Below are 20,861 nucleotides of genomic sequence, written 5' to 3'. Positions count from 1 at the left end.
GGTATCCAACCCGGCCACAGGGGCCGACTCCAGTTCCATGACGCTCTCCATTTGCACTGCGCAGCTCAACTTTGTCGTGGGCGACATGCCCGGGAATGCGCAGAAGATCATTGCCGCGGCCCGCGAGGCCCACGCCCAGGGCGCTCGGCTTCTGCTCACTCCCGAGCTGGCGATCTGCGGCTATGCGGCCGAGGACCTGTTCCTGCGCCCCGCCTTCATCGCGGCCTGTGATGATGCCGTGAAAACCGTGGCCCGCGAGACGGCAGGGTTGAAAGGCCTGGTCATCCTGCTGGGCCACCCGCAAGCCCTGGCACCCGATGCGCCGGCCTTCAGCCCCTGCCACAACGCGGCCAGCGTGCTGCGCGAGGGCCGCGTCGAGCAGACGTATGCCAAGCGCGAACTGCCCAACTACCAGGTGTTCGACGAGCGCCGCTACTTCGTCGCGGGCAGTGCACCCTGCGTGTTCGAGGTGGACGGTGTGCGCGTGGGCGTGCTGGTCTGCGAAGACGCCTGGTTTGCCACCCCTGCACGCGATGCCGCCGCGGCCGGCGCGCAGTTGCTGGCCGTCATCAACGCGTCGCCCTTTCATCTGGGCAAGGGCGCCGAGCGCGAGGCCACCATGCGCGAGCGTGTGGTTGAAACGGGTTTGCCATTGGTCTACGCCCATCTGGTCGGTGGGCAGGACGAGGTGGTCTTCGAAGGCCGATCGTTCGCGCTGAATGCGGATGGCTCGGTGGCTGGGCGCGGCCCGGGGTTTGAAGCAAAACTGGTGTTTGCGCAGGTCCAGCAAGCGCAAGGTGCTATCAAAATAGAAGCAACAGTGGCGCCCGAGAAAAGTCTGGAGGCAGACCTCTGGGATGCCTTGGTACTGGGTGTGCGCGACTACGTGGGCAAGAATGGGTTTCCGGGCGCGTTGCTGGGCCTGTCGGGCGGTATCGACTCGGCGCTGGTGCTGGCCATTGCCGTGGATGCGCTGGGCGCCGACAAGGTGCGCACGGTGATGATGCCGTCGCCCTACACGGCTGACATCAGCTGGATCGATGCGCGCGACATGGCGGACCGCATGGGCGTGCGCTATGACGAAATCTCCATCAAGCCCCAGTTCGAGGCCTTCAAGGCCGCGCTGGCCAGCGACTTTGCCGGTTTGGACGAGGACACGACCGAGGAGAACCTGCAGGCGCGCATCCGCGGCACGCTGCTCATGGCGCTGTCCAACAAGTTCGGCTCCATCGTGCTCACCACCGGCAACAAGAGCGAGATGTCCACCGGCTATTGCACGCTGTACGGCGACATGGCGGGTGGCTTGGCGGTGATCAAGGACGTGGCCAAGACGCGGGTGTTCGACCTGGCGCGCTGGCGCAATGCCAACGACCCCTACGGCAAGGGTGCCAGCCCGATCCCGGAGCGCATCATCACCCGGCCGCCCAGCGCCGAACTGCGGCCCGACCAGAAGGACCAGGACAGCCTGCCGCCGTACGAGGTGCTCGATGCCATCGTGGCGCGCTACATGGAAAATGACGAGCCCATCGAATCCATCATCGCCAGCGGCTTTGCGCGCGCCGATGTGGAGCGCGTGACGCGCCTCATCAAGCTCAACGAGTACAAACGCCGGCAGGCACCCGTAGGGATAAGGGTGACGCGCCGCAGTTTCGGCAAGGACTGGCGTTACCCTATCACCAGCAAATTCAGGGCCTAGCTAGCGCTTGGTTGGCGCTGCGCCCCCAGCCTTCTTTCTTTTAAATCTTTCAGGAGACACGCCATGAAAATGATCACTGCCGTCATCAAGCCCTTCAAGCTCGAAGAAGTCCGCGAAGCCCTGGCCGAATGCGGCGTGACGGGGCTTACCGTGACCGAGGTGAAGGGCTTTGGCCGCCAGAAGGGCCACACCGAGCTGTACCGCGGCGCCGAGTATGTGGTGGACTTTCTGCCCAAGGTGAAGGTCGAGGTCGTGGTCAAGTCCGAGGATGTGGACCGCTGCGTCGACGCCATCGTGAACGTGGCGCGCACCGGCAAGATCGGCGACGGCAAGATCTTCGTCACGTCCGTGGAGCGCGTGGTGCGCATCCGCACGGGCGACCTCGACGACGCGGCTGTATGAGCTGACAACCCCCTGAGGCGCTTCGCGCCTTCCCCCTTCTCTTGAATGGCTGCGCCATTCGGAAAAAGGGGACACCGCCAGCGCACGCAAGTGAAACGCCGCCATGCCGCTGGGGCGGCCCTTGCGTGGCGGTCGCAGGCCTGGGCCGCGCCAGTTTTTGCCGGCCCTCAGATCACCGAGCGCAGCGGGGTGTGGCGGGCATTTGTTCCGGCTTGCTCGACCAGGGTTTGCAGCAGGTCGCTGGTGTCACTGCCGGAGTGCAGCAGGCCCATCTGCCACTCGCCCATGAAGCCGCTGGCCACGCTGTGGTTCAGAAAGCCCATCAGTGCGTCGTAGTAGCCCGCCACGTTGAGCAGGCCCAGCGGCTTGTCGTGGTAGCCCAGTTGGCGCCAGGTCCAGACCTCGAAGAGTTCCTCGAACGTACCGATGCCGCCGGGCAGCGCCACAAACGCGTCGCTGCGCTCGGCCATCATGGCCTTGCGCTCGTGCATCGTCTGCACGATGTGCAACTCGTCGCACAGGCGATTCGCCAGTTCCTTGTCCACCAGCGCCTGCGGAATCACGCCCACCACGCGGCCGCCTGCCTGCCGTGTGGCCTCGGCCACCGTGCCCATCAGGCCGCTGCGCCCGCCGCCATAGACGAGCTGGCCACCATGGCCGCCGATCCAGTGGCCCACAGCCTTGGCGGCCTCGGCAAAGGCGGGGTTCTCGCCCGGGCGCGAGCCGCAGTACACACAAATGGAAAAAGCGGGTTCAGCCATGGAAAAACCTCTGAAAAAGGGCCGCAGCCCAGATGCCGCTGCACAGCAGCAACGCGAGCAACACGGCTGCGCTGCCCATGTCCTTGGCGCGCTTGGACAGGTCGTGCCACTCCGGACCGATGCGGTCGATGGCGGTCTCGATGCCTGTGTTGAGCAGTTCCACCATCATCACGATGAGCACGGAGCCCGCGAGCAGCGCCACTTCCACCCAGCTGCGCCCGAGCCACAGCGACACGGGCAGCATCACCGCGGCGGCGATGGCCTCCTGGCGGAATGCCTTTTCACCCCAGCCTGCACGCAGCCCCTCCAGCGAATAGCCGGCCGCATGCCATATGCGGTTCAGGCCTGTACGGGCTTTTTGCGGGTTGGCGGGCGCCACGGGCTCGGATGAAGGCAAGGACATGCCCCGCATTGTCTCGCAGCCGCATGACAGCTTGCGCCACACGGTGGGGCGGGGCGGGCTATTTTTTGGGAAGCTCGAAGTGCACCAGGCGCGTGCCGGCCAGTGCGTCGTGCCAGAACTGGCGCTCGGGGTGGAAGCGGCTCAGGATGGCCCAGATGGCCACCCAGCCGCCCAGCAGGACCAGCACCTCCAGCACCGGCACGCCAAACAGGTAGGCCGCCAGTGGCGGCAGGAACCACACCCAGCTGAGGACATAGCGCAGCAAGGCGCGCAGCTGCGTGATGGGCCGCCCGGATTTGTCGACCACGCGGATGAGCCAGGTCTTTTGTGCCAGCGTCTGGCCCTTGGCCCAGAACCATGTGAAATAGATACCGAATACCACGAACAGGAAGGCCTGCAGCGCGTGGCGGTTGTCCATGGCGTTGCGCGTCTGGCTCAGGGTGCCGAAGAGGTAGCCGGCAATGAAGACCACGCCAAACATGAGCATGCCTTCGTACAGCCAGCAGGCCATGCGGCGCCAGAGGCTGGGTGTGATGGCGCGTTGGGGCGGGGTTGCGGTGTCGGAGGGGGTGGCGCTGGTGCTGGCGGAGCCGGCCTGCGGTGCACTGGCGGGAGAAGAAGCAGTCATCATCCGGTGAACGGGTCAGGCCGTGCCGGCGGGCGGCACGGTCATTGTGGGTACAGACCGGAATTATCGGGCGTGACGGGTGGCGGGGCCGCAGGCGCTTCTGACGCGGTGCTGCCCAGAGGGGGCAGGGCCGCCGGCACGGCCACGGGCACGGAGACAGGGGCCGTCTCCACCACCGCAGCACCAGGCGCCTGGGGCGCCGCGGTGGGGTTGGACGCGGCAGGCGCGGCCACCGAAGAGGGCACCGGCGCAGCCACGCGGGGCGAGTGGTCGGTCACCGGGGGGATCTTGGGGGCGTTCGGGCGGGCGGGGTTGGCTGCGGTGGCCGCCGGCACCTGGGCCAGTTTTTTCGGGGACACAGGTTGCAGTGCCGTGGCGGCTCCCTTGGGCTTGGGGACGGCGCGGGCCGCCAGGGCTCGGCGCTCGTCCTCGGACAGCGCCTGGTACGCCTCCCACTGGGCACGCTTGTCGTCCGGCGCGAGGCGGTTGGTCACCGCATAGTTCAGCCGGGCCTGGTTGCGCTGCTGCGCGCTCAGGTTCGCCCAATCGGTCATGCGTTCATGGAACTTGGCCTGCTCTTCCTCGGGCAGGCTGGAAAAATTGGCCGCCAGCGCCAGCCAGCGGTGTTTTTGCGCTTCGCTGATCAACGCCCAGCGTTCGGCCAGGGGGTAGAGCGCCAGCTTCTGGGGGGTGTTCAGGGTCTCCCAGCCAGGGCCGGTCTCCACCTGGGGCACCGCCGAGGCGCCATGGCGCGACTGTGCGCGCGCATTGTTGGGGCTTGCCACGGCCGCTTCTGCACCAGCCGAGAGCACGGTGCCGGGCACCATGCGCATCTGCCCCAGCACTTGGCCGCCGACCACGGCGAACGCGCCCAAGAGCGCCAAAGCCAGCACAAGGGCTGGCAGGGCGGGGGAAGCGTCGGAAGGGCTTGGGTGCATGCAGTACGGGGGTGGGCAGTGCCGGGCGACTCAGTCAGTTGGGCTGCGCGGAAGTCTTGAGAAATTGTACGAAGCCAGGGTCGGCATACGCTGCCGGTGGCAGATCATCGGTCAAAAGAGCGGCGTCCACTTCGGCGACGTCGTTGGTGCTGCTTTCGTCCTGGGCGATATTGATCATCACCAGGCCCACCACCAGCGCCATCAGGGGCACCGCGGAGACCAGGGCATTCCACCAGCCGCCGCGCTCGTTGTCACCGCGTCCCAGGGTGGCGCTGCCGCCGGCGTTGACGATCACCGGGGCTGCCACCCGCACGGGAGCCGCGGCCTTCTTGCGCTGGGCCAGGGCCTGCATGCGCGAGGCGCGCAGCCGCTCGGCGATCTCGTACGGGAGTTGGTCGGTGCCACCGGACAAACGTGCCGTCACCCGCCGTGCAAAGACGTCGGCGGCGGCCAGTGCCTGGGGAGAGGGGGTCTGTACAGTGTTCATAGCTCGATTCCTTTGGCCTTCAGCGCCTTGCTCAGGGTTTGTACCGCACGAAAGCAGTGCGTTTTGACGCTGCCTTCAGAGCAACCCATGGCGGCTGCCGTTTCTGCTACATCCATTTCTTCCCAGTAACGCATCAGGAATGCTTCCCGTTGACGTGGTGGGAGCTCGGCGATTTCGGCTTCGATTTCGTGAAAGGTCTGGGCCCGGCGGGTGAGGTCTTCTGCACTCTCGGCCCGCTCGCCGCCTTCCGGGCCCGAGTACGCTTCCAGCAGATCAAAATCCATGCCATCTTCGCCGGGGCCCTCGAAGTCGCTCATGCTCGAAAACAGTGCATTGCGCGTCTTCTGGCGGCGAAACCAGTCCAGCGTGCAGTTGGAGAGGATGCGCTGAAAGAGCATGGGGAGCTCTGCCGCCGGCTTGTCGCCGTAGTGCTCCGCCAGCTTGAGCATGCTGTCCTGCACGATATCAAGAGCCGCTTCCTCATTGCGCACGTGGTAGACCGAGCGCTTGAAAGCGCGCTTTTCTACACTTTTGAGGAAATCGGAGAGTTCTTGTTCAGTGGCCAAGACAGGTCGGTCCGCGGAGGGAGTGGTGCCGAAGTCTCCACAAAAATGTGGCTAACTGGCCCGGTAAGCCTGTGATTATCGCACCGGCTGGTGATTTTTTTGGCGCGCTGCGGTTTTACATGTGTTGCAGTGCGATAATCGGCGCTGCAATTCAAAAGGCAAACGGGTCACGGTCCGGCGCGGCAATCATCCCGCCCATGTCCTTGGCCTCAAGTTCCAAGCTGGCTTCACAAGAGCGCGTGCAAGGGGCACCCAAGGTTTTTCGTCAGAGAAATTCACAAAGGTTGATCGATCATGGAAATCTCCAAGGCTGAACTTTCCTCAGCTGCCGCTGCTTCGCAGGGCAACACCTCCCCCTCTTCCTCTGCTTCTTCGGCCCAGGCTTCGCAAGACCTCATGGGGTCCGAGATCCTCATCAAGTCGCTGCAGGCCGAGAACGTCCAGTACATCTGGGGCTACCCCGGCGGCGCTGTCCTCTATATCTACGACGCGCTGTACAAGCAAGACACCATCCAGCACGTGCTGGTGCGGCACGAACAGGCTGCCGTCCACGCCGCTGACGGCTATGCCCGTGCGACGGGCGAAGTGGGCGTCGCGCTGGTCACCTCGGGCCCGGGCCTGACCAATGCCGTGACCGGCATCGCCACCGCGTACATGGATTCGATCCCCATGGTGATCATCTCCGGCCAGGTGCCCACGCCCGCCATCGGGCTCGACGCCTTCCAGGAGTGCGACACCGTCGGCATCACCCGCCCCATCGTCAAGCACAACTTTCTCGTCAAGGATGCCCGCGACCTGGCAGCGACGATGAAGAAGGCCTTCCACATCGCACGCACCGGCCGCCCCGGCCCCGTGGTGGTCGATGTGCCCAAGGACGTCTCCTTCAAGAAGGTGCCCTACAGCGGTTACCCCCAAAGCGTGGAAATGCGCTCGTACAACCCGGTGCGCAAGGGCCACGGCGGCCAGATCCGCAAGGCGCTGCAATTGCTGCTGGCGGCCAAGCGCCCCTACATCTACACGGGCGGCGGCGTGCTCCTGGGCAACGCCACCAACGAATTGCGCACCCTGGTGGACATGCTGGGCTACCCGGTCACCAACACGCTGATGGGCCTGGGCGCCTATCCGGCGTCGGACCGCAAGTTCCTGGGCATGCTGGGCATGCACGGCACCATCGAAGCCAACAACGCGATGCAGAACTGCGACGTGCTGCTGGCCGTCGGCGCGCGTTTTGACGACCGCGTGATCGGCAACCCCAAGCACTTCGCGCAGAACGACCGCAAGATCATCCACGTGGACATCGACCCGTCGAGCATCTCCAAGCGCGTGAAGGTCGACATCCCGATCGTCGGCGACGTGAAGGACGTGCTCACCGAGCTGATCTCCATGATCCGCGAGAGCAGCACCAAGCCCGATGCGGGTGCGCTGGCGGCCTGGTGGGACACCATCGAAGGCTGGCGCAAGCGTGACTGCCTCAAGTACAGCATGGGCAGCCCCGACGTCATCAAGCCCCAGTACGTGGTCGAAACGCTGTGGAACATGACCAAGGACGCCGACACCTACATCACGTCCGACGTGGGCCAGCACCAGATGTGGGCCGCGCAGTACTACCGTTTTGACGAGCCGCGCCGCTGGATCAACTCCGGTGGCCTGGGCACCATGGGCGTGGGCATCCCCTACGCCATGGGCATCAAGCTGGCCAAGCCAGACTCCGAAGTGTTCTGCATCACCGGCGAAGGCTCGGTGCAGATGAACATCCAGGAGCTGTCGACCTGCCTGCAGTACAACACGCCCATCAAGATCTGCTCGCTGAACAACCGCTACCTGGGCATGGTGCGCCAGTGGCAGGAGATCGAGTACTCCGGCCGATACAGCCACAGCTACATGGACGCTTTGCCCAACTTCGTGAAGCTGGCCGAGGCCTATGGCCATGTGGGCATGCTGATCGAGCGTCCTCAGGATGTGGAGCCCGCGCTGCGCGAGGCCCGCAAGCTCAAGGACCGCACCGTATTCCTGGACTTCCGCACCGACCCCACCGAGAACGTGTTCCCGATGGTGCAGGCCGGCAAGGGCATCACCGAAATGCTGCTGGGCTCCGAGGATCTGTAGACACAGGCTGTCGGCTCCCGCTGCGCCTGCGGCGACGGCCCTGCCGTGGCTGCAGGAACATCCCCTGCTATCACTTCGATAGCTTCACTTCGACGAATCTATTGCCTGCCGAGCCTGCGCATTACCGTGCGCAGGGGAGGGCAGCGAAAAGAGGAATCTGGACACCATGAAACACATCATTGCCGTTTTGCTGGAAAACGAACCCGGCGCGCTGTCGCGCGTCGTGGGCCTGTTCTCCGCCCGTGGCTACAACATCGAATCGCTCACCGTGGCGCCCACCGAGGATGCATCGCTCTCGCGCATGACCATCCAGACCACGGGCTCCGACGATGTGATCGAGCAGATCACCAAGCACTTGAACCGCCTCATCGAAGTGGTCAAGGTGGTCGACCTCACCGAAGGTGCCTACACCGAGCGCGAGCTCATGATGGTGAAGGTGCGTGCGGTAGGCAAGGAGCGCGAGGAGATGAAGCGCATGGCCGACATCTTCCGCGGCCGCATCATCGACGTGACCGAAAAGAGCTACACCATCGAGCTCACCGGCGACCAGTCCAAGAACGACGCGTTCCTGCAGGCCATCGACCGCACGGCCATTCTGGAAACCGTGCGCACGGGTGCCAGCGGCATCGGCCGCGGCGAGCGAATTCTTCGCGTATGACGGATTTGCCTTCGACCGGCTAGCGTCGTTGGGGAGCCTTGCCGTGCCAAAGCACTGTCTGCGGTTCCCCGCGTAGCCATCCGGCCGCATCCCAATCCTATGTAAGACAATTCACCGTTTTTCCCCCTGACAACGTATTTTTACCGGAGCGACCCATGAAAGTTTTCTACGACAAAGACACCGACCTGAGCCTGATCAAGGGCAAGACCGTGGCCATCATCGGCTACGGCTCGCAGGGCCATGCCCACGCACAGAACCTGAACGACAGCGGCGTGAAGGTCGTGGTCGGCCTGCGCAAGGGCGGTGCATCGTGGGACAAGGTCGGCAAGGCCGGCCTGAACGTGCTGGAAGTCAACGACGCGGTCAAGGCTGCCGACGTGGTCATGATCCTGCTGCCTGACGAAGACATCGCAGCCGTCTACAAGAACAACGTGGAACCCAACATCAAGCAAGGCGCATCGCTGGCCTTCGCCCACGGTTTCAACGTGCACTACAACCAGGTCGTGCCCCGCGCTGACCTGGACGTGTGGATGGTCGCCCCCAAGGCCCCTGGCCACACCGTGCGCAACACCTACACGCAAGGTGGCGGCGTGCCCCACCTGGTCGCCGTGCACCAGGACAAGTCCGGCAAGGCCCGTGACCTGGCCCTGAGCTACGCTGCAGCCAATGGCGGTGGCAAGGCCGGCATCATCGAGACCAACTTCAAGGAAGAAACCGAGACCGACCTGTTCGGCGAACAGGCCGTGCTGTGCGGCGGTGCCGTCGAGCTGATCAAGATGGGTTACGAAACCCTGGTCGAAGCCGGCTACGCCCCAGAAATGGCCTACTTCGAATGCCTGCACGAGCTCAAGCTCATCGTGGACCTGATCTACGAAGGCGGCATTGCCAACATGAACTACTCGATCTCGAACAATGCCGAGTACGGCGAGTACGTGACGGGCCCTGAAGTGATCAACGAAGAGTCGCGCAAGGCCATGCGCAATGCCCTCAAGCGCATCCAGAACGGCGAATACGCCAAGATGTTCATCCAGGAAGGCCGCCTGAACTACCCATCGATGACGGCCCGCCGCCGCAACACCGCCGACCACAGCATCGAAGTGGTGGGTGGCAAGCTGCGCGCCATGATGCCCTGGATCGCCAAGAACAAGCTGGTCGACCAGACCCGCAACTGATTCTTCTCCTGCGGGAAGAAACATCGACAAAGGCCACCTCGGTGGCCTTTTTCGTTGCCGGTATTGCTGTGCGCCGGGCGGCTCGGACTGGGTGATGGCCGTGCTGTGGGGTTCGCGGCGCCATCGCTGCGGCCACGGGGCGCAGCGCCCGCAGGCGCTACACTGCGGCCTTCGCCTTTTGTGCGTGTGGCGCCGAACCCGATCATCGGGGGGCGCGCTGAAGAACTATAAATTTAATAGCGGCTTGCGCAAGACAGGCAAGCGCTGGAGGTCAATGGAATGCATGATGGCAACGAGTCCGCCGACAACGATGGCGTGATCGTGCGCAAGCGGCGCAAGGGCATTTATATCCTGCCCAACCTGTTCACGCTGGCGGCATTGTTCGGTGGCTTCTATTCCATCGTGATGGCCATGAACGGGCGGTTCGACCAGGCGGCGATCGGCGTGTTCTGCGCCATGGTGCTCGACAGCCTGGACGGGCGCGTGGCCCGCATGACCAATACCCAGAGTGCCTTCGGCGAGCAGATGGACTCGCTGTCCGACATGGTGTCGTTCGGCGCGGCACCGGCTTTGATCGCGTACGAGTGGTCCTTGCAGGGCCTGGGGCGCTGGGGGTGGATCGCTGCCTTCGTGTACTGCGCCTGCGCGGCCTTGCGGCTGGCGCGCTTCAACGTGAACACGAGTGTGGTGGACAAGCGCTACTTCCAGGGGCTGCCATCGCCCGCCGCTGCGGCACTGGTGGCAGGCTTCATCTGGCTCATGACCGAATTGGGCGTGCACCCTGGCGAGGACGGTTGGCTCAGCTGGTCGCAGATCACGTGGATCATGTTCGCCTTCACGCTGTATTCGGGCCTGACCATGGTGACCAATGTGCCGTTCTACAGCTTCAAGGACGTGCAGATGAAAAAGAGCGTCCCCTTTGCAGCCATCGTGCTCATTGCGCTGGGCATTGCCATCATCAACATCCACCCGCCCATCGTGCTGTTCGGCGTCTTCGTTTTTTATGGCGTGAGCGGCTATGGCGTGTACGCCTGGCGCAAGGCCAAGGGCCAGCACAGCAGCGTGATCAGCACTTCGACCGATGAACCGGACGAGCGCGGGCTGCACAAGTGACCCGCACCGCTGTCGCAGCGCAGTTGTGCTACATTGCGCAGCATGAACACGTTTGCTCTGGCGCTACTGCTACCTCCCCACGGGCGGAGACAGTAGGCGCACGCGCACACTTTTTCTTCAAAGGCCCGTATGCACCCGCAACGGGCCTTTTGCTTTGGGCGCCAGATTTTTGACGTTGCGGGACCCCACCCACCGATACCAGGAGAACGACATGGCTGACAAACTGATCATTTTCGACACCACCTTGCGCGATGGGGAGCAGTCCCCCGGCGCCTCGATGACCAAGGACGAGAAGCTGCGCATCGCGCGCCAGCTCGAGCGCCTGAAGGTGGATGTGATCGAAGCCGGTTTCGCGGCCAGCTCCAACGGTGATTTCGAAGCGGTGCAGAGCATTGCCAATGCGATCAAGGACTCGACCATCTGTTCGCTCTCGCGGGCCAACGACCGCGACATCTCGCGGGCGGCCGAGGCGCTCAAGGGCGCCAACAGCGCGCGCATCCACACGTTCATCGCCACCAGCGCGCTGCACATGGAAAAGAAGCTGCGCATGACGCCCGAGCAGGTGCTCGAGCAGGCCAAGCAGTCGGTGCGCTTTGCGCGCAACCTGGTGGCCGACATCGAGTTCAGCCCGGAAGACGGCTACCGCAGCGACCCGGACTTTTTGTGCCGCGTGCTCGAAGCCGTGATCGCCGAAGGCGCCACCACCATCAACGTGCCCGACACCGTGGGCTACGCCATCCCTGAGCTGTATGGCAACTTCATCAAGACGCTGCGCGAGCGCGTGCCCAACAGCGACAAGGCCATCTGGTCCGTGCACTGCCACAACGACCTGGGCATGGCGGTGGCCAACTCGCTGGCCGGCGTGAAGATCGGCGGCGCACGCCAGGTCGAATGCACCATCAACGGCCTGGGCGAGCGTGCCGGCAATTGCTCGCTGGAAGAAGTCGTCATGGCGATCAAGACACGCCGCGATTATTTCGACCTCGACCTGAACATCGACGCCAAGCACATCGTGGCTGCCAGCCGCATGGTCAGCCAGACCACCGGCTTCGTGATCCAGCCCAACAAGGCGGTGGTGGGGGCGAATGCGTTTGCGCACGCCAGCGGCATCCACCAGGACGGCGTGCTCAAGGCCCGCGACACCTACGAGATCATGCGTGCCGAGGACGTGGGCTGGTCGGCCAACAAGATCGTGCTGGGCAAGCTCAGCGGCCGCAACGCCTTCAAGCAGCGCCTGCAGGAGCTGGGCGTTCAGCTCGACAGCGAAACCGAGATCAACGGCGCCTTCGCCAAGTTCAAGGAACTGGCAGACCGCAAGAGCGAGATCTTCGACGAGGACATCCTGGCGCTGGTCAGCGATGAAAGCGTGACCAGCGAGAAGGAGCAGTACGGCTTCGTGTCGCTGTCGCAGCACAGCGAAACCGGCGAGCGTCCCCAGGCCACCATCGTTTTTACGGTCGAAGGCAGGGAAGTGCAGGGCAAGTCCGACGGCAATGGCCCGGTCGACGCATCGCTCAAGGCGATCGAGTCGCACGTCAAGAGCGGGGCCGAGATGGTGCTGTACTCCGTCAATGCGATCAGCGGCTCCACCGAGAGCCAGGGCGAGGTCACGGTGCGCCTGCAAAACAGCGGCCGGGTGGTCAACGGTGTGGGGGCTGACCCGGACATCGTCGTGGCGTCTGCCAAGGCCTACCTGAGCGCCCTGAACAAGTTACAAAGTAAAGCTGATCGGGTGGCTGCACAAGGTTGAGCGGTGAATTTATAATTTCATTCACTTTCTCGGAAAGTCGCGCAAGGTATTGATCTTGCGCGACTTTTTTTGATTCAGTACACTGCTCAACACTTATTACCGTTTGGAGCATTTGGATGCACCATCTCCGCCGCGCCGCAGTGAACCGTTTTCTCCAGCTTTTGGGCTTTGTTGTCGTGAGCGCGGCGCTGGCTGCGCCCGGCGCGCACGCCCAGGAACGCAAAAAAGCATCCGTCAAGAAACAGCAGACCAGCGCTTCGGGCGCCAGCGCCAAGCGGTCTGTAGCGCCACGCAAGGCTGCCACGGCGACCAAGCCCGTGCGCGTATCTGCCAAGACCTCCAAGGCGGCCACCCGGGTCGCTTTTGTGCCTGCCAAGCCTTCCTTCGGGCAGATCGCCGGCCTGCACGAGGTCAATGACCCCCTGGACCTGAAGTCCAGCGTCGCACTCGTCATCGACCAGGACACGCACGAAGTGCTGTTGTCCAAGAACGACCACGCCGTGCTGCCCATCGCCTCGCTGACCAAGCTGATGACGGGCATGATCATTTCCCAGGCCAAGCTGCCCATGGAAGAGCCCATCACCATCACGCAGGACGATGTGGACACCGAAAAGGGCAGCCGTTCGCGCCTGGTGGTCGGTGCCACGCTCACGCGCGGCGAGATGCTGCACCTGGCGCTCATGTCCAGCGAGAACCGCGCAGCCCACGCCCTGGGCCGCACCTACCCCGGCGGTCTGGAAGTCTTCGTGGCGCAGATGAATGCCAAGGCCAAGCTGCTGGGCATGACCGACACACGCTATGTGGAGCCTACCGGCCTGTCGAGCCGCAACCAGTCCAGCGCCCGCGATCTGGCCACCCTGGTCAACGTCGCACATGGCGACCCACTGTTGCGTGAGCTCTCCACTTCGCCCGGATACGAGGTGGCAGTGGGCCAGCGCACGTTGCAATACAACAACACCAACGGCCTGGTGAAGAACCCCACGTGGGACATCGGCTTGCAGAAGACCGGCTATATCTCCGAGGCAGGTCGCTGCCTCGTGATGCAGACCCAGATCTCCGGCCGCAAGCTGATCATGGTGTTCCTGGACTCGGCAGGCAAATTCAGCCGCCTGGGAGACGCAGAGCGCGTGCGCCATTGGGTCGAGACGCTGCCATCCTCGCTGGCTGCACCGCTGCAGGCCCGTGCAGCGATCCCCGCGGTGAAGTAATTTGGTGAAGTAGAGGCAGACGGGCAGGCGGCGCCACGTGCGATCTGCCTGCCGGATGGGCTGAACCCCGGCAAGGGGGGCCATGAAAAAAGGCCGGCTGTGGCAACACAGGCCGGCCTTTTTGCTGGGCCAATCCGCGAAGGCGGTACACCGGGGGGCAAGGCATTGCACGGCACAGCCATCGACGCCGCGCGGCCGCGCTGCAAGCCGGGCGCGTGAGCGGCCCTGCCTGGCGCAGGGTCCGTCGGTCCGTCAGCCCAGTCCGGTGCCGCGTGCCGCGGCGTCGGCCGTCAGCTCCGCGCTGGCGGTGTGGCCCAGTGCGTGGGATATCTCGTTGGCTGTGGCCTGCAGCTTGGGCAGCCAGCCTTCGTCCAGCCTGTCCGCCGGGGCCGAGATGGACAGGCCTGCCACCAGCTTGCCCTGGTCGTCGTAGACGCCGGCTGCCATGCAGCGCACGCCCAGCTCCAGCTCTTCGTTGTCGCGTGCCATGCCGTATTGCCGCGCCTTGGCCAGCTCGCGCTCCAGCAGGGGGAGCTGGGTGATGCTGTTGCGCGTATGGCCTGCCAGGCCAGTGCGCGTGGCGTAGGCGCGCACGCGCTGCGGGTCGTCCAGCGCCAGAAAGAGCTTGCCGGTGGATGTCAGGTGCAAGGGTGCCCGGCCGCCGATGGCGCGCACCACCTGCATGCCGGAGCGCTCGCTGTAGGCGCGCTCCACGTACACGATCTCGTCGCCCTGGCGCATGCTCAGATTCACCGGCTGCTGAATCAGCTTGTGCAGGTTGCGCATGGGTGTGAGTGCCGCGTCCCGCACGCTCAGGCGTGCCTTGACCAGGTTGCCCAGCTCCAGCAGCCGCATGCCCAGGCGGTAGCTGCCCGATTCCGGCCGGTCCACAAACCGCCCGATCGTGAGGTCGTTCAGGATCCGGTGGGTGGTGGACGGGTGCAGACCTGTCTTCTCGCTGATTTCCTTGAGGGAGATGGCTTCCTCGCGCGAAGCCAGCACATCGATCAGCGTGAACATGCGCTCAAGGACCTGAACGCTGGGTTTGACAGGAATGCTCGGATCGTTTTTTTTCATGGCGGCGGTGCTGTGGCGACCTCCGCATTTTATCTTGTGAAATGCAAACGCGCTGTCAGGGGTTGGGCGAGGTGGTGTCGCCTGTGCGCAGCCACTGTCCGTCGGTGCGCAGTTCGTGCGGGTGAAAGCGCGCCTTGTAGTTCATCTTGGGGCTGGCTTCGATCCAGTAGCCCAGGTAGACATGCGGCAGGTCGAGGGACCGGGCCTGCGCGATCTGCCACATCACGTTGTAGGTGCCGTAGCTGCAGTGGGGCTCGGGCTCGTAGAAGGTGTACACCGCCGACAGGCCGTCGTCCAGTACATCCAGGATGGACACCATCTTGAGCGCACCCGGCTCGCCGTCCGCATCCAGCTCGCGGAATTCCACCAGCCGCGAATTCACCCGGCTTTGCAGCAGGAACTGCGTGTACTGGTCGATGCTGTCGTGGTCCATGCCGCCGCCTGCGTGGCGGCCGTTCTGGTAGCGCAGGTACAGCTGGTAGTGTTCCGGCACGAAGCACAGGCGCAGCACGCGCGCCTGCAGGTTGCCGTGGCGGGCTACGGACCGCCGCTGGCTGCGGTCGGGCTTGAATTCATTGACCAGCACGCGCAGCGGTGTGCAGGCGTGGCAACCGTCGCAGTAGGGGCGGTAGGTGAACATGCCGCTGCGGCGGAAGCCCTTCGCGACCAAGTCCGAGTAGACGTCGCTCTGGATCAAATGGCTGGGCGTGGCGACCTGCGAGCGCGCCTGCCGGTCCGGCAGATAGCTGCAGGGATACGGGGCCGTCGCGTAGAACTGCAGGGTCTGCAGCGGAAGGTCGTTGAGTTGCGTCATGCCGTAAAGACTGTGGAGGGCAGCAGCTCGGTCCAGTATACGGGGTTGAATCTCCATGCGGGTGCGGGCAAACGCTGGGCCTGCTGCACATGCGCGACGAAGGTGCGCCGGTCGATCTCGCGGCCACCCAGGGATGCCAGGTGGCGGGTGTTCTGCTGGCAGTCGATGAGCTGCACGCCATGGTGGCGGCACAGTGCCACCAGGGCCGACAGCGCGATCTTGGAGGCATCGGTGGCGTGCGCGAACATGGATTCGCCGAACACGGCCTGCCCCAGGGCCACGCAATAGAGCCCGCCCACCAGCCGGCCATCGATCCAGGTCTCCACGCTGTGCGCGTGGCCGGCCTCGTGCAGGCGGGTGTAGGCGTCCATCATTTCCGGCACGATCCAGGTGCCTGCCTGGCCGTCGCGCTCCTTGGTCGCGCAGGCCGTGATCACGGCGTCAAATGCGTGGTCGATGCGGATCTCGGCACGCGGATTGGCGCGAAACGCCTGCAGGGTTCTGCGCAGGGACCGGTGCAGCTTGAATTCGGCCACGTGCAGCACCATGCGCGGGTCGGGCGCCCACCAGAGGATGGGCTGCCCGGGGCCGTACCAGGGAAAGGTCCCCTGGCCGTACGCTGCCTGCAGGTGTGCGACATCCAGCACGCCGCCCGCGGCCAGCAGCCCGGGGGCGGGGTCGTCTTGGCCCCAGGCCTGGTCGGGGTGGGGCAGGGGATCTTGGGGCTCCAGCCAGGGCAGTTGCGGGGGCATGGGTCAGGCAGGCAGTGGCAGGATGATGGGCCATTGTCCGGCATGTTGCGCTGCTCGGGTGCCAGCGCATGCAGGCGCGGTGGCCTGGCAATAAAAAAGCCCACCATGGCGTGCATGGTGGGCTTTTTGCCGTGTGGCTCCTCGACCTGGGCTCGAACCAGGGACCTACGGATTAACAGTCCGGCGCTCTACCGACTGAGCTATCGAGGAATATCGGTACGACTTGCAACTGACTAATTGAAAGGCCCCGCGTACACATGCAGGGCCTGCAAAATTCTTGGCTCCTCGACCTGGGCTCGAACCAGGGACCTACGGATTAACAGTCCGGCGCTCTACCGACTGAGCTATCGAGGAACAAGACTTAGATTATATACACAAAAATAGCGCTCTGAAAACTCGCGTCACGCAATCGACGTGTGGCCTGCATGGGTGCGTGGGGCCGGGTGGCCATGGCAGCGCTGCACTCCTTCGCCATGTCAGGGTTCGGGGCGCAGCCACAGCCACACCAGCACGCACGCCATGCAGGCGGACGCCACCGCCGCCACCCAGGTGCGTGCGCCGCCCACCCACAGCACGGCGGCGCTGGCTGCCATGAAGATGGCCGCACTCCATTTGGCGCGGCGGCTGACCTTGCCGCCCTGGGCCCAGTTGCGCAGCAGCGGCCCGAAGAGCCGGTGGTTCCACAGCCACTGGTACAGACGCGGAGAGCTGCGCGCCGCCGCCCACGCGGCCATCAGGATGAACACGGTGGTCGGCAGGCCCGGCACGATCACGCCGATGATGCCCATCACCAGGCACAGCACGGCAAACGCCAGCAGCAGCCACCGCACGGGCCACGGCAGCGGGCGCAGCGGCGGGCCGCTGTCAGGGGCGGCGCTGGCGATGTCTGGGTCTGGGGGCTTGTTGGCCATGGTGCTTATTGTCGCCCGGTGCCGGCCTGTGCCGGCCTGTGTCGGCCTGTGTCGGGGTGGAGCGGCTCTTTTGGCACGCTGTGTGCAGCGCCAGGCCGGCCGCGCTATGCTGCGCCCCACCGGGCAGCCGCTCCACCATGTCTTCACCACCCCCACGATGACCGTTCACACCATCCTCAAGATGGGCGACCCGCGCCTGCTGCGCATTGCCCAGCCTGTCACCGAGTTCGACACCGACGCACTGCACCTGCTGGTGCGCGACATGTTCGACACCATGCGCGCCGTCAACGGCGCGGGCCTGGCCGCACCGCAGATCGGGGTGGACCTGCAGCTGGTGATCTTCGGCTCCAACGACCGCAACCCCCGCTATCCGGACCGCCCCGTGGTGCCGCCCACGGTGCTGCTCAACCCGGTGATCACGCCGCTGGGCGATGAGGAGGAAGAGGATTGGGAAGGTTGCCTTTCGGTGCCCGGCCTGCGCGGCAAGGTGCCGCGGTGGGCGCGCATCCGCTACACCGGGTTCGACCCGTACGGCGACCCCATCGACCGCACGGTCGATGGCTTTCATGCGCGCGTGGTGCAGCATGAGTGTGACCACTTGGTTGGCAAGCTCTACCCGATGCGGGTGCGCGACTTCACGCAGTTCGGCTTCACCGAAGTGCTGTTCCCCGAGATCAGCGCGGACGAAGACGACTGAGTAGCGCAACAGAGCCGCAGCGCCGCGCGCGCTTTCGTTGTCAGTCCGACAGCTCGCGCAGCAGCTCCGTCTCGATCTGGATCTGCCGCGCGTTGTTCTGCAGCTCGGGCCCTTGCACCAGGAAGGTGTCTTCCACCCGCTCGCCCAGCGTGCTGACCTTGGCGAGCTGCACGCTCAGGTGGTGGTGCGCGAGGATGCGCGCCACCAGGTACAGCAGGCCGGCGCGGTCGCTGGCCGAGATGGCCAGCAGCCAGCGCTGCGCTTTTTCGTCCGGCCGCAAGGTGACGCGCGGCGCCACCGGAAAGCTCTTGACGCGGCGCGACACCCGCCGGCGCGCGGGTTCCGGCAGCGGGCCGCCGGTTTCGATCACCCGCACCAGATCGCTCTCGACCATGTGCGTGAGCTCGCGGTAGTGCCCCGGCTGCGCGGCGGCGGAAGAGGCCACCACCTGGAAGGTATCGAGCGCATAGCCGTTGTTGGCCGTGTGCACGCGCGCATCCAGAATGGAAAAGCCGGCACGGTCGAAGTAGCCGCAGATGCGCGCGAACAGGTCGGCCTGGTCGGCGGCATACACCATGACCTGCAGGCCGTCGCCGGCCAGCGACTGGCGCGCGCGCACCACCGGCTTGGCGGTGCCCACATGCCGCGACAGGTGCCGCGTGTGCCAGGCAATGTCGGCCGCCTCGTGGCGCATGAAATAGCTCACATCCAGAGTGGCCCACAGGGCCTTGTGCGCCTCGAAGGGCAGGGCACTGAGCGCCAGCAGTACCAGCGCCTCGCGCTTGCGCGCCTCGATCTCGGCGGCGGCATCCGGCGCGCGGCCACCCAGGGTGCGAAGCGTGGAGCGGTACAGGTCTTCCAGCAGCTTGCCCTTCCAGGCATTCCAGACCTTGGGGCTGGTGCCGCGGATGTCGGCCACCGTCAGCAGATACAGCGCCGTGAGGTAGCGCTCGTTGCCCACGCGCCGCGCAAAGGCGGCGATCACGTCGGGGTCCGAGAGGTCTTCTTTCTGGGCGATGCGGCTCATCGACAGGTGCTCGCTGACCAGGAACTCGACGAGCCTGGCGTCCTCGCGGTCCACGCTGTGCTGGCGGCAGAAATTGCGCACCTCCTGAGCGCCGATCACCGAATGGTCGCCGCCGCGGCCCTTGCCGATGTCGTGGAACAGCGCCGCCAGGTACAGCAGCCAGGGCTTGTCCCAGCCGCCCGCCAGTTGCGAGCAGAAGGGGTATTCGTGCGCATGCTCGGCCATGAAGAACCGGCGTACGTTGCGCAGCACCATCAGGATGTGCTGGTCCACCGTGTAGACGTGAAACAGGTCGTGCTGCATCTGCCCCACGATGCCGCGAAACGCCCACAGGTAGCGCCCCAGCACCGAGGTCTGGTTCATGAGCCGCATCGCATGCGTGATGCCCGAGGGCTGCTGCAGGATGCGCATGAAGTTGGCCCGGTTGACCGGGTCGCGCCGGAAGGCCGCGTCCATCACGCCCCGGGCGTTGTACAGCGCGCGCAGGGTGCGGGCCGACAGGTCCTTCAGGCCCACCGTCGTCTGGTAGAGCAGGAAGGTCTCCAGAATGGCGTGCGGGTCGCGCTGGTACAGGTCGTCGCTCGCCACCTCGATGAGGCCGGCTTTCTCGAAGAAGCGCTCGTTGATGGGCCGCGGCTCGTGCGTGGAGGGGTTCAGACGCTCCTCGATGTTCAGCAGCAGGATCTGGCTGAGCTGGGACACCGCCTTGGCCGCCCAGTAGTAGCGCCGCATCAGGCTTTCGCTGGCGCGCATCGGCAGGCGCGATCCGTCGGGCGCCTGCGATCGGTAGCCGAACGATTCGGCCACGGCGGTCTGCAGGTCGAACACCAGGCGGTCTTCATGCCGTCCGGCGGCGGCGTGCAGGCGTGCGCGGATGAGGCACAGCACCGCCTCGTTGCGCTCGATCTGGCGCACCTCGAAGGCCGTGGCCATGCCGCTGGCGGCCAGTTCCTTCCAGTTGCGGCCTAGGCCCGCGGCCTGGGACACCCACAGGATCATCTGCAGGTCGCGCAGCCCGCCGGGCGACTCCTTGCAGTTGGGCTCCAGCGAGTAGGGCGTGTTCTCGTACTTGTTGTGGCGCTGGCGCATCTCCAGCGTCTTGGCCACCAAAAACGCCTGCGGGTCCATCTGCAGCCGGTACTGGCGCTGGAACTCGGCGAACAGCGCCGCGTTGCCGCACACCAGGCGCGATTCGAGCAGCGAGGTCTGCACCGTGACGTCGCCCGCGCTCTCGGCCAGGCATTCGGCCACGGTGCGCACGCTCGAGCCGATCTCCAGCCCCGCATCCCAGCAGCTGCCGATGAAGCCTTCGAGCTGGGTGCGCAGCACGCTGCCGGCCTCCGGCGCCGCGCCCTCGGGCAGCAGCAGCAGCACATCGACGTCCGAATACGGAAAAAGCTGGTCGCGCCCGAACCCGCCCACCGCCACCAGCGCCATGTCGGCCGGCAGTTCGGCGCGCTGCCACAGCGTCTGCAGCAGGTTGCCCGCCAGGGTGGAGAGCCTGCGCAGCAGCACGCGGATGCCGCGCGTGGAGGCGCCCGTGGCCTGCAGGTCGGTCAGCAGGGCGGTCTTGTCGCGGCGGTAGGCATCCCGCAGGGCATGCACGTCGGCCAGGGGGCGCACCTCGGGCAGGGCTTGGATGTCGGTCATGGTCGTCGGGCGTCGCGATGAAGAAGGGCCATGCAAAAAGCCATG

20 protein-coding genes and 2 tRNA genes are annotated in these 20,861 nt (G+C 65.2%); 9 read left to right on the top strand and 13 right to left on the bottom strand.

The features are described from left to right. Nucleotides 1–37 precede the first annotated feature (37 nt). Complete coding sequence (locus tag ASG27_RS15615) at nucleotides 38–1,696, top strand: NAD+ synthase (RefSeq protein ID WP_056421214.1); 1,659 nt, start codon at nucleotides 38–40, stop codon at nucleotides 1,694–1,696. A 63-nt stretch (nucleotides 1,697–1,759) separates the two neighbouring features. Continuing rightward, a complete protein-coding gene (locus ASG27_RS15610; protein WP_056167991.1) occupies nucleotides 1,760–2,098 on the top strand; it encodes a P-II family nitrogen regulator in 339 nt (112 codons plus the stop codon). 167 nt (nucleotides 2,099–2,265) lie between these two features. Here ASG27_RS15610 and ASG27_RS15605 read toward each other — a convergent pair whose 3' ends face one another. Genes ASG27_RS15605 through ASG27_RS15580 form a run of 6 tightly spaced genes read right to left on the bottom strand, consistent with a single transcriptional unit; the run spans nucleotide 2,266 to nucleotide 5,881 of the window. After that, nucleotides 2,266–2,859, bottom strand: coding sequence for a TIGR00730 family Rossman fold protein (locus tag ASG27_RS15605; protein WP_056421215.1), 594 nt, complete (start codon nucleotides 2,857–2,859; stop codon nucleotides 2,266–2,268). After that, entirely contained in the window at nucleotides 2,852–3,262 is a 411-nt protein-coding gene (locus ASG27_RS15600) for a diacylglycerol kinase (protein ID WP_056421317.1), read from the bottom strand. The genes ASG27_RS15605 and ASG27_RS15600 overlap by 8 nt, the downstream gene beginning before the upstream one ends. Nucleotides 3,263–3,320: 58 nt before the next feature. Further along, on the bottom strand, nucleotides 3,321–3,893 hold the full coding sequence (locus tag ASG27_RS15595) for an RDD family protein (protein WP_056421216.1): 573 nt from the start codon (nucleotides 3,891–3,893) through the stop codon (nucleotides 3,321–3,323). 38 nt (nucleotides 3,894–3,931) lie between these two features. Then, complete coding sequence (locus ASG27_RS15590; RefSeq protein WP_056421217.1) at nucleotides 3,932–4,828, bottom strand: DUF3106 domain-containing protein; 897 nt, start codon at nucleotides 4,826–4,828, stop codon at nucleotides 3,932–3,934. 34 nt (nucleotides 4,829–4,862) lie between these two features. Next, nucleotides 4,863–5,315 (bottom strand): DUF3619 family protein, encoded by a 453-nt coding sequence (locus tag ASG27_RS15585; protein WP_056421218.1) that lies wholly within the window; start codon nucleotides 5,313–5,315, stop codon nucleotides 4,863–4,865. Next, the gene (locus ASG27_RS15580; protein WP_056421219.1) at nucleotides 5,312–5,881 is read right to left on the bottom strand and encodes an RNA polymerase sigma factor; all 570 of its coding nucleotides are present in this window, start codon (nucleotides 5,879–5,881) and stop codon (nucleotides 5,312–5,314) included. Before ASG27_RS15580 ends, ASG27_RS15585 begins: the two co-directional genes overlap by 4 nt. Before the next feature lie 294 nt (nucleotides 5,882–6,175). Here ASG27_RS15580 and ASG27_RS15575 point away from each other — a divergent pair, with 294 nt between their 5' ends. The 6 genes from ASG27_RS15575 (at nucleotide 6,176) to pbpG (ending at nucleotide 13,888) form a co-directional block, all read left to right on the top strand. Continuing rightward, nucleotides 6,176–7,987 (top strand): acetolactate synthase 3 catalytic subunit, encoded by a 1,812-nt coding sequence (locus ASG27_RS15575; protein ID WP_056421220.1) that lies wholly within the window; start codon nucleotides 6,176–6,178, stop codon nucleotides 7,985–7,987. 166 nt (nucleotides 7,988–8,153) lie between these two features. After that, nucleotides 8,154–8,645, top strand: coding sequence for an acetolactate synthase small subunit (gene ilvN / locus ASG27_RS15570; RefSeq protein ID WP_015013659.1), 492 nt, complete (start codon nucleotides 8,154–8,156; stop codon nucleotides 8,643–8,645). A 155-nt stretch (nucleotides 8,646–8,800) separates the two neighbouring features. After that, nucleotides 8,801–9,817, top strand: a complete 1,017-nt coding sequence (ilvC, locus tag ASG27_RS15565; protein ID WP_056168011.1) for a ketol-acid reductoisomerase — start codon at nucleotides 8,801–8,803, stop codon at nucleotides 9,815–9,817. Between the two features lie 279 nt (nucleotides 9,818–10,096). Next, entirely contained in the window at nucleotides 10,097–10,930 is an 834-nt protein-coding gene (gene pssA, locus ASG27_RS15560) for a CDP-diacylglycerol--serine O-phosphatidyltransferase (protein ID WP_056421221.1), read from the top strand. 211 nt (nucleotides 10,931–11,141) lie between these two features. Then, complete coding sequence (locus ASG27_RS15555) at nucleotides 11,142–12,680, top strand: 2-isopropylmalate synthase (protein WP_056169201.1); 1,539 nt, start codon at nucleotides 11,142–11,144, stop codon at nucleotides 12,678–12,680. 116 nt (nucleotides 12,681–12,796) lie between these two features. Next, on the top strand, nucleotides 12,797–13,888 hold the full coding sequence (gene pbpG, locus ASG27_RS15550) for a D-alanyl-D-alanine endopeptidase (RefSeq protein WP_056421222.1): 1,092 nt from the start codon (nucleotides 12,797–12,799) through the stop codon (nucleotides 13,886–13,888). A gap of 252 nt (nucleotides 13,889–14,140) precedes the next feature. On the opposite strand, the gene ASG27_RS15545 is transcribed toward pbpG, so the two are convergent. The 6 genes from ASG27_RS15545 to ASG27_RS15520 form a co-directional block, all read right to left on the bottom strand. Further along, a complete protein-coding gene (locus ASG27_RS15545) occupies nucleotides 14,141–14,965 on the bottom strand; it encodes an IclR family transcriptional regulator (protein WP_056421223.1) in 825 nt (274 codons plus the stop codon). A gap of 55 nt (nucleotides 14,966–15,020) precedes the next feature. After that, the gene (locus ASG27_RS15540; RefSeq protein WP_056421224.1) at nucleotides 15,021–15,779 is read right to left on the bottom strand and encodes an arginyltransferase; all 759 of its coding nucleotides are present in this window, start codon (nucleotides 15,777–15,779) and stop codon (nucleotides 15,021–15,023) included. After that, a complete protein-coding gene (gene aat / locus ASG27_RS15535) occupies nucleotides 15,776–16,531 on the bottom strand; it encodes a leucyl/phenylalanyl-tRNA--protein transferase (protein WP_056421225.1) in 756 nt (251 codons plus the stop codon). Before aat ends, ASG27_RS15540 begins: the two co-directional genes overlap by 4 nt. A gap of 134 nt (nucleotides 16,532–16,665) precedes the next feature. Next, a tRNA-Asn gene (locus ASG27_RS15530) sits at nucleotides 16,666–16,741 on the bottom strand. A gap of 68 nt (nucleotides 16,742–16,809) precedes the next feature. Beyond that, a tRNA-Asn gene (locus tag ASG27_RS15525) sits at nucleotides 16,810–16,885 on the bottom strand. Between the two features lie 122 nt (nucleotides 16,886–17,007). Then, nucleotides 17,008–17,442, bottom strand: a complete 435-nt coding sequence (locus ASG27_RS15520; protein ID WP_082486089.1) for a YbaN family protein — start codon at nucleotides 17,440–17,442, stop codon at nucleotides 17,008–17,010. Nucleotides 17,443–17,599: 157 nt separating this feature from the next. Here ASG27_RS15520 and def point away from each other — a divergent pair, with 157 nt between their 5' ends. After that, a complete protein-coding gene (gene def / locus ASG27_RS15515) occupies nucleotides 17,600–18,139 on the top strand; it encodes a peptide deformylase (protein ID WP_056421319.1) in 540 nt (179 codons plus the stop codon). Between the two features lie 40 nt (nucleotides 18,140–18,179). Here the strand turns inward: def and ASG27_RS15510 are convergent, their stop codons facing one another. Then, nucleotides 18,180–20,816, bottom strand: coding sequence for a [protein-PII] uridylyltransferase (locus tag ASG27_RS15510; protein ID WP_056421226.1), 2,637 nt, complete (start codon nucleotides 20,814–20,816; stop codon nucleotides 18,180–18,182). Between the last annotated feature and the right edge of the window lie 45 nt (nucleotides 20,817–20,861).

The sequence above is a fragment of the Acidovorax sp. Leaf191 genome (assembly GCF_001424425.1).
In the GTDB taxonomy this organism is placed as follows: Bacteria; Pseudomonadota; Gammaproteobacteria; order Burkholderiales; family Burkholderiaceae_C; genus Acidovorax.
Note: the sequence above shows the minus strand (reverse complement) of the source record. Positions and strands in the feature narration are given on the sequence as shown.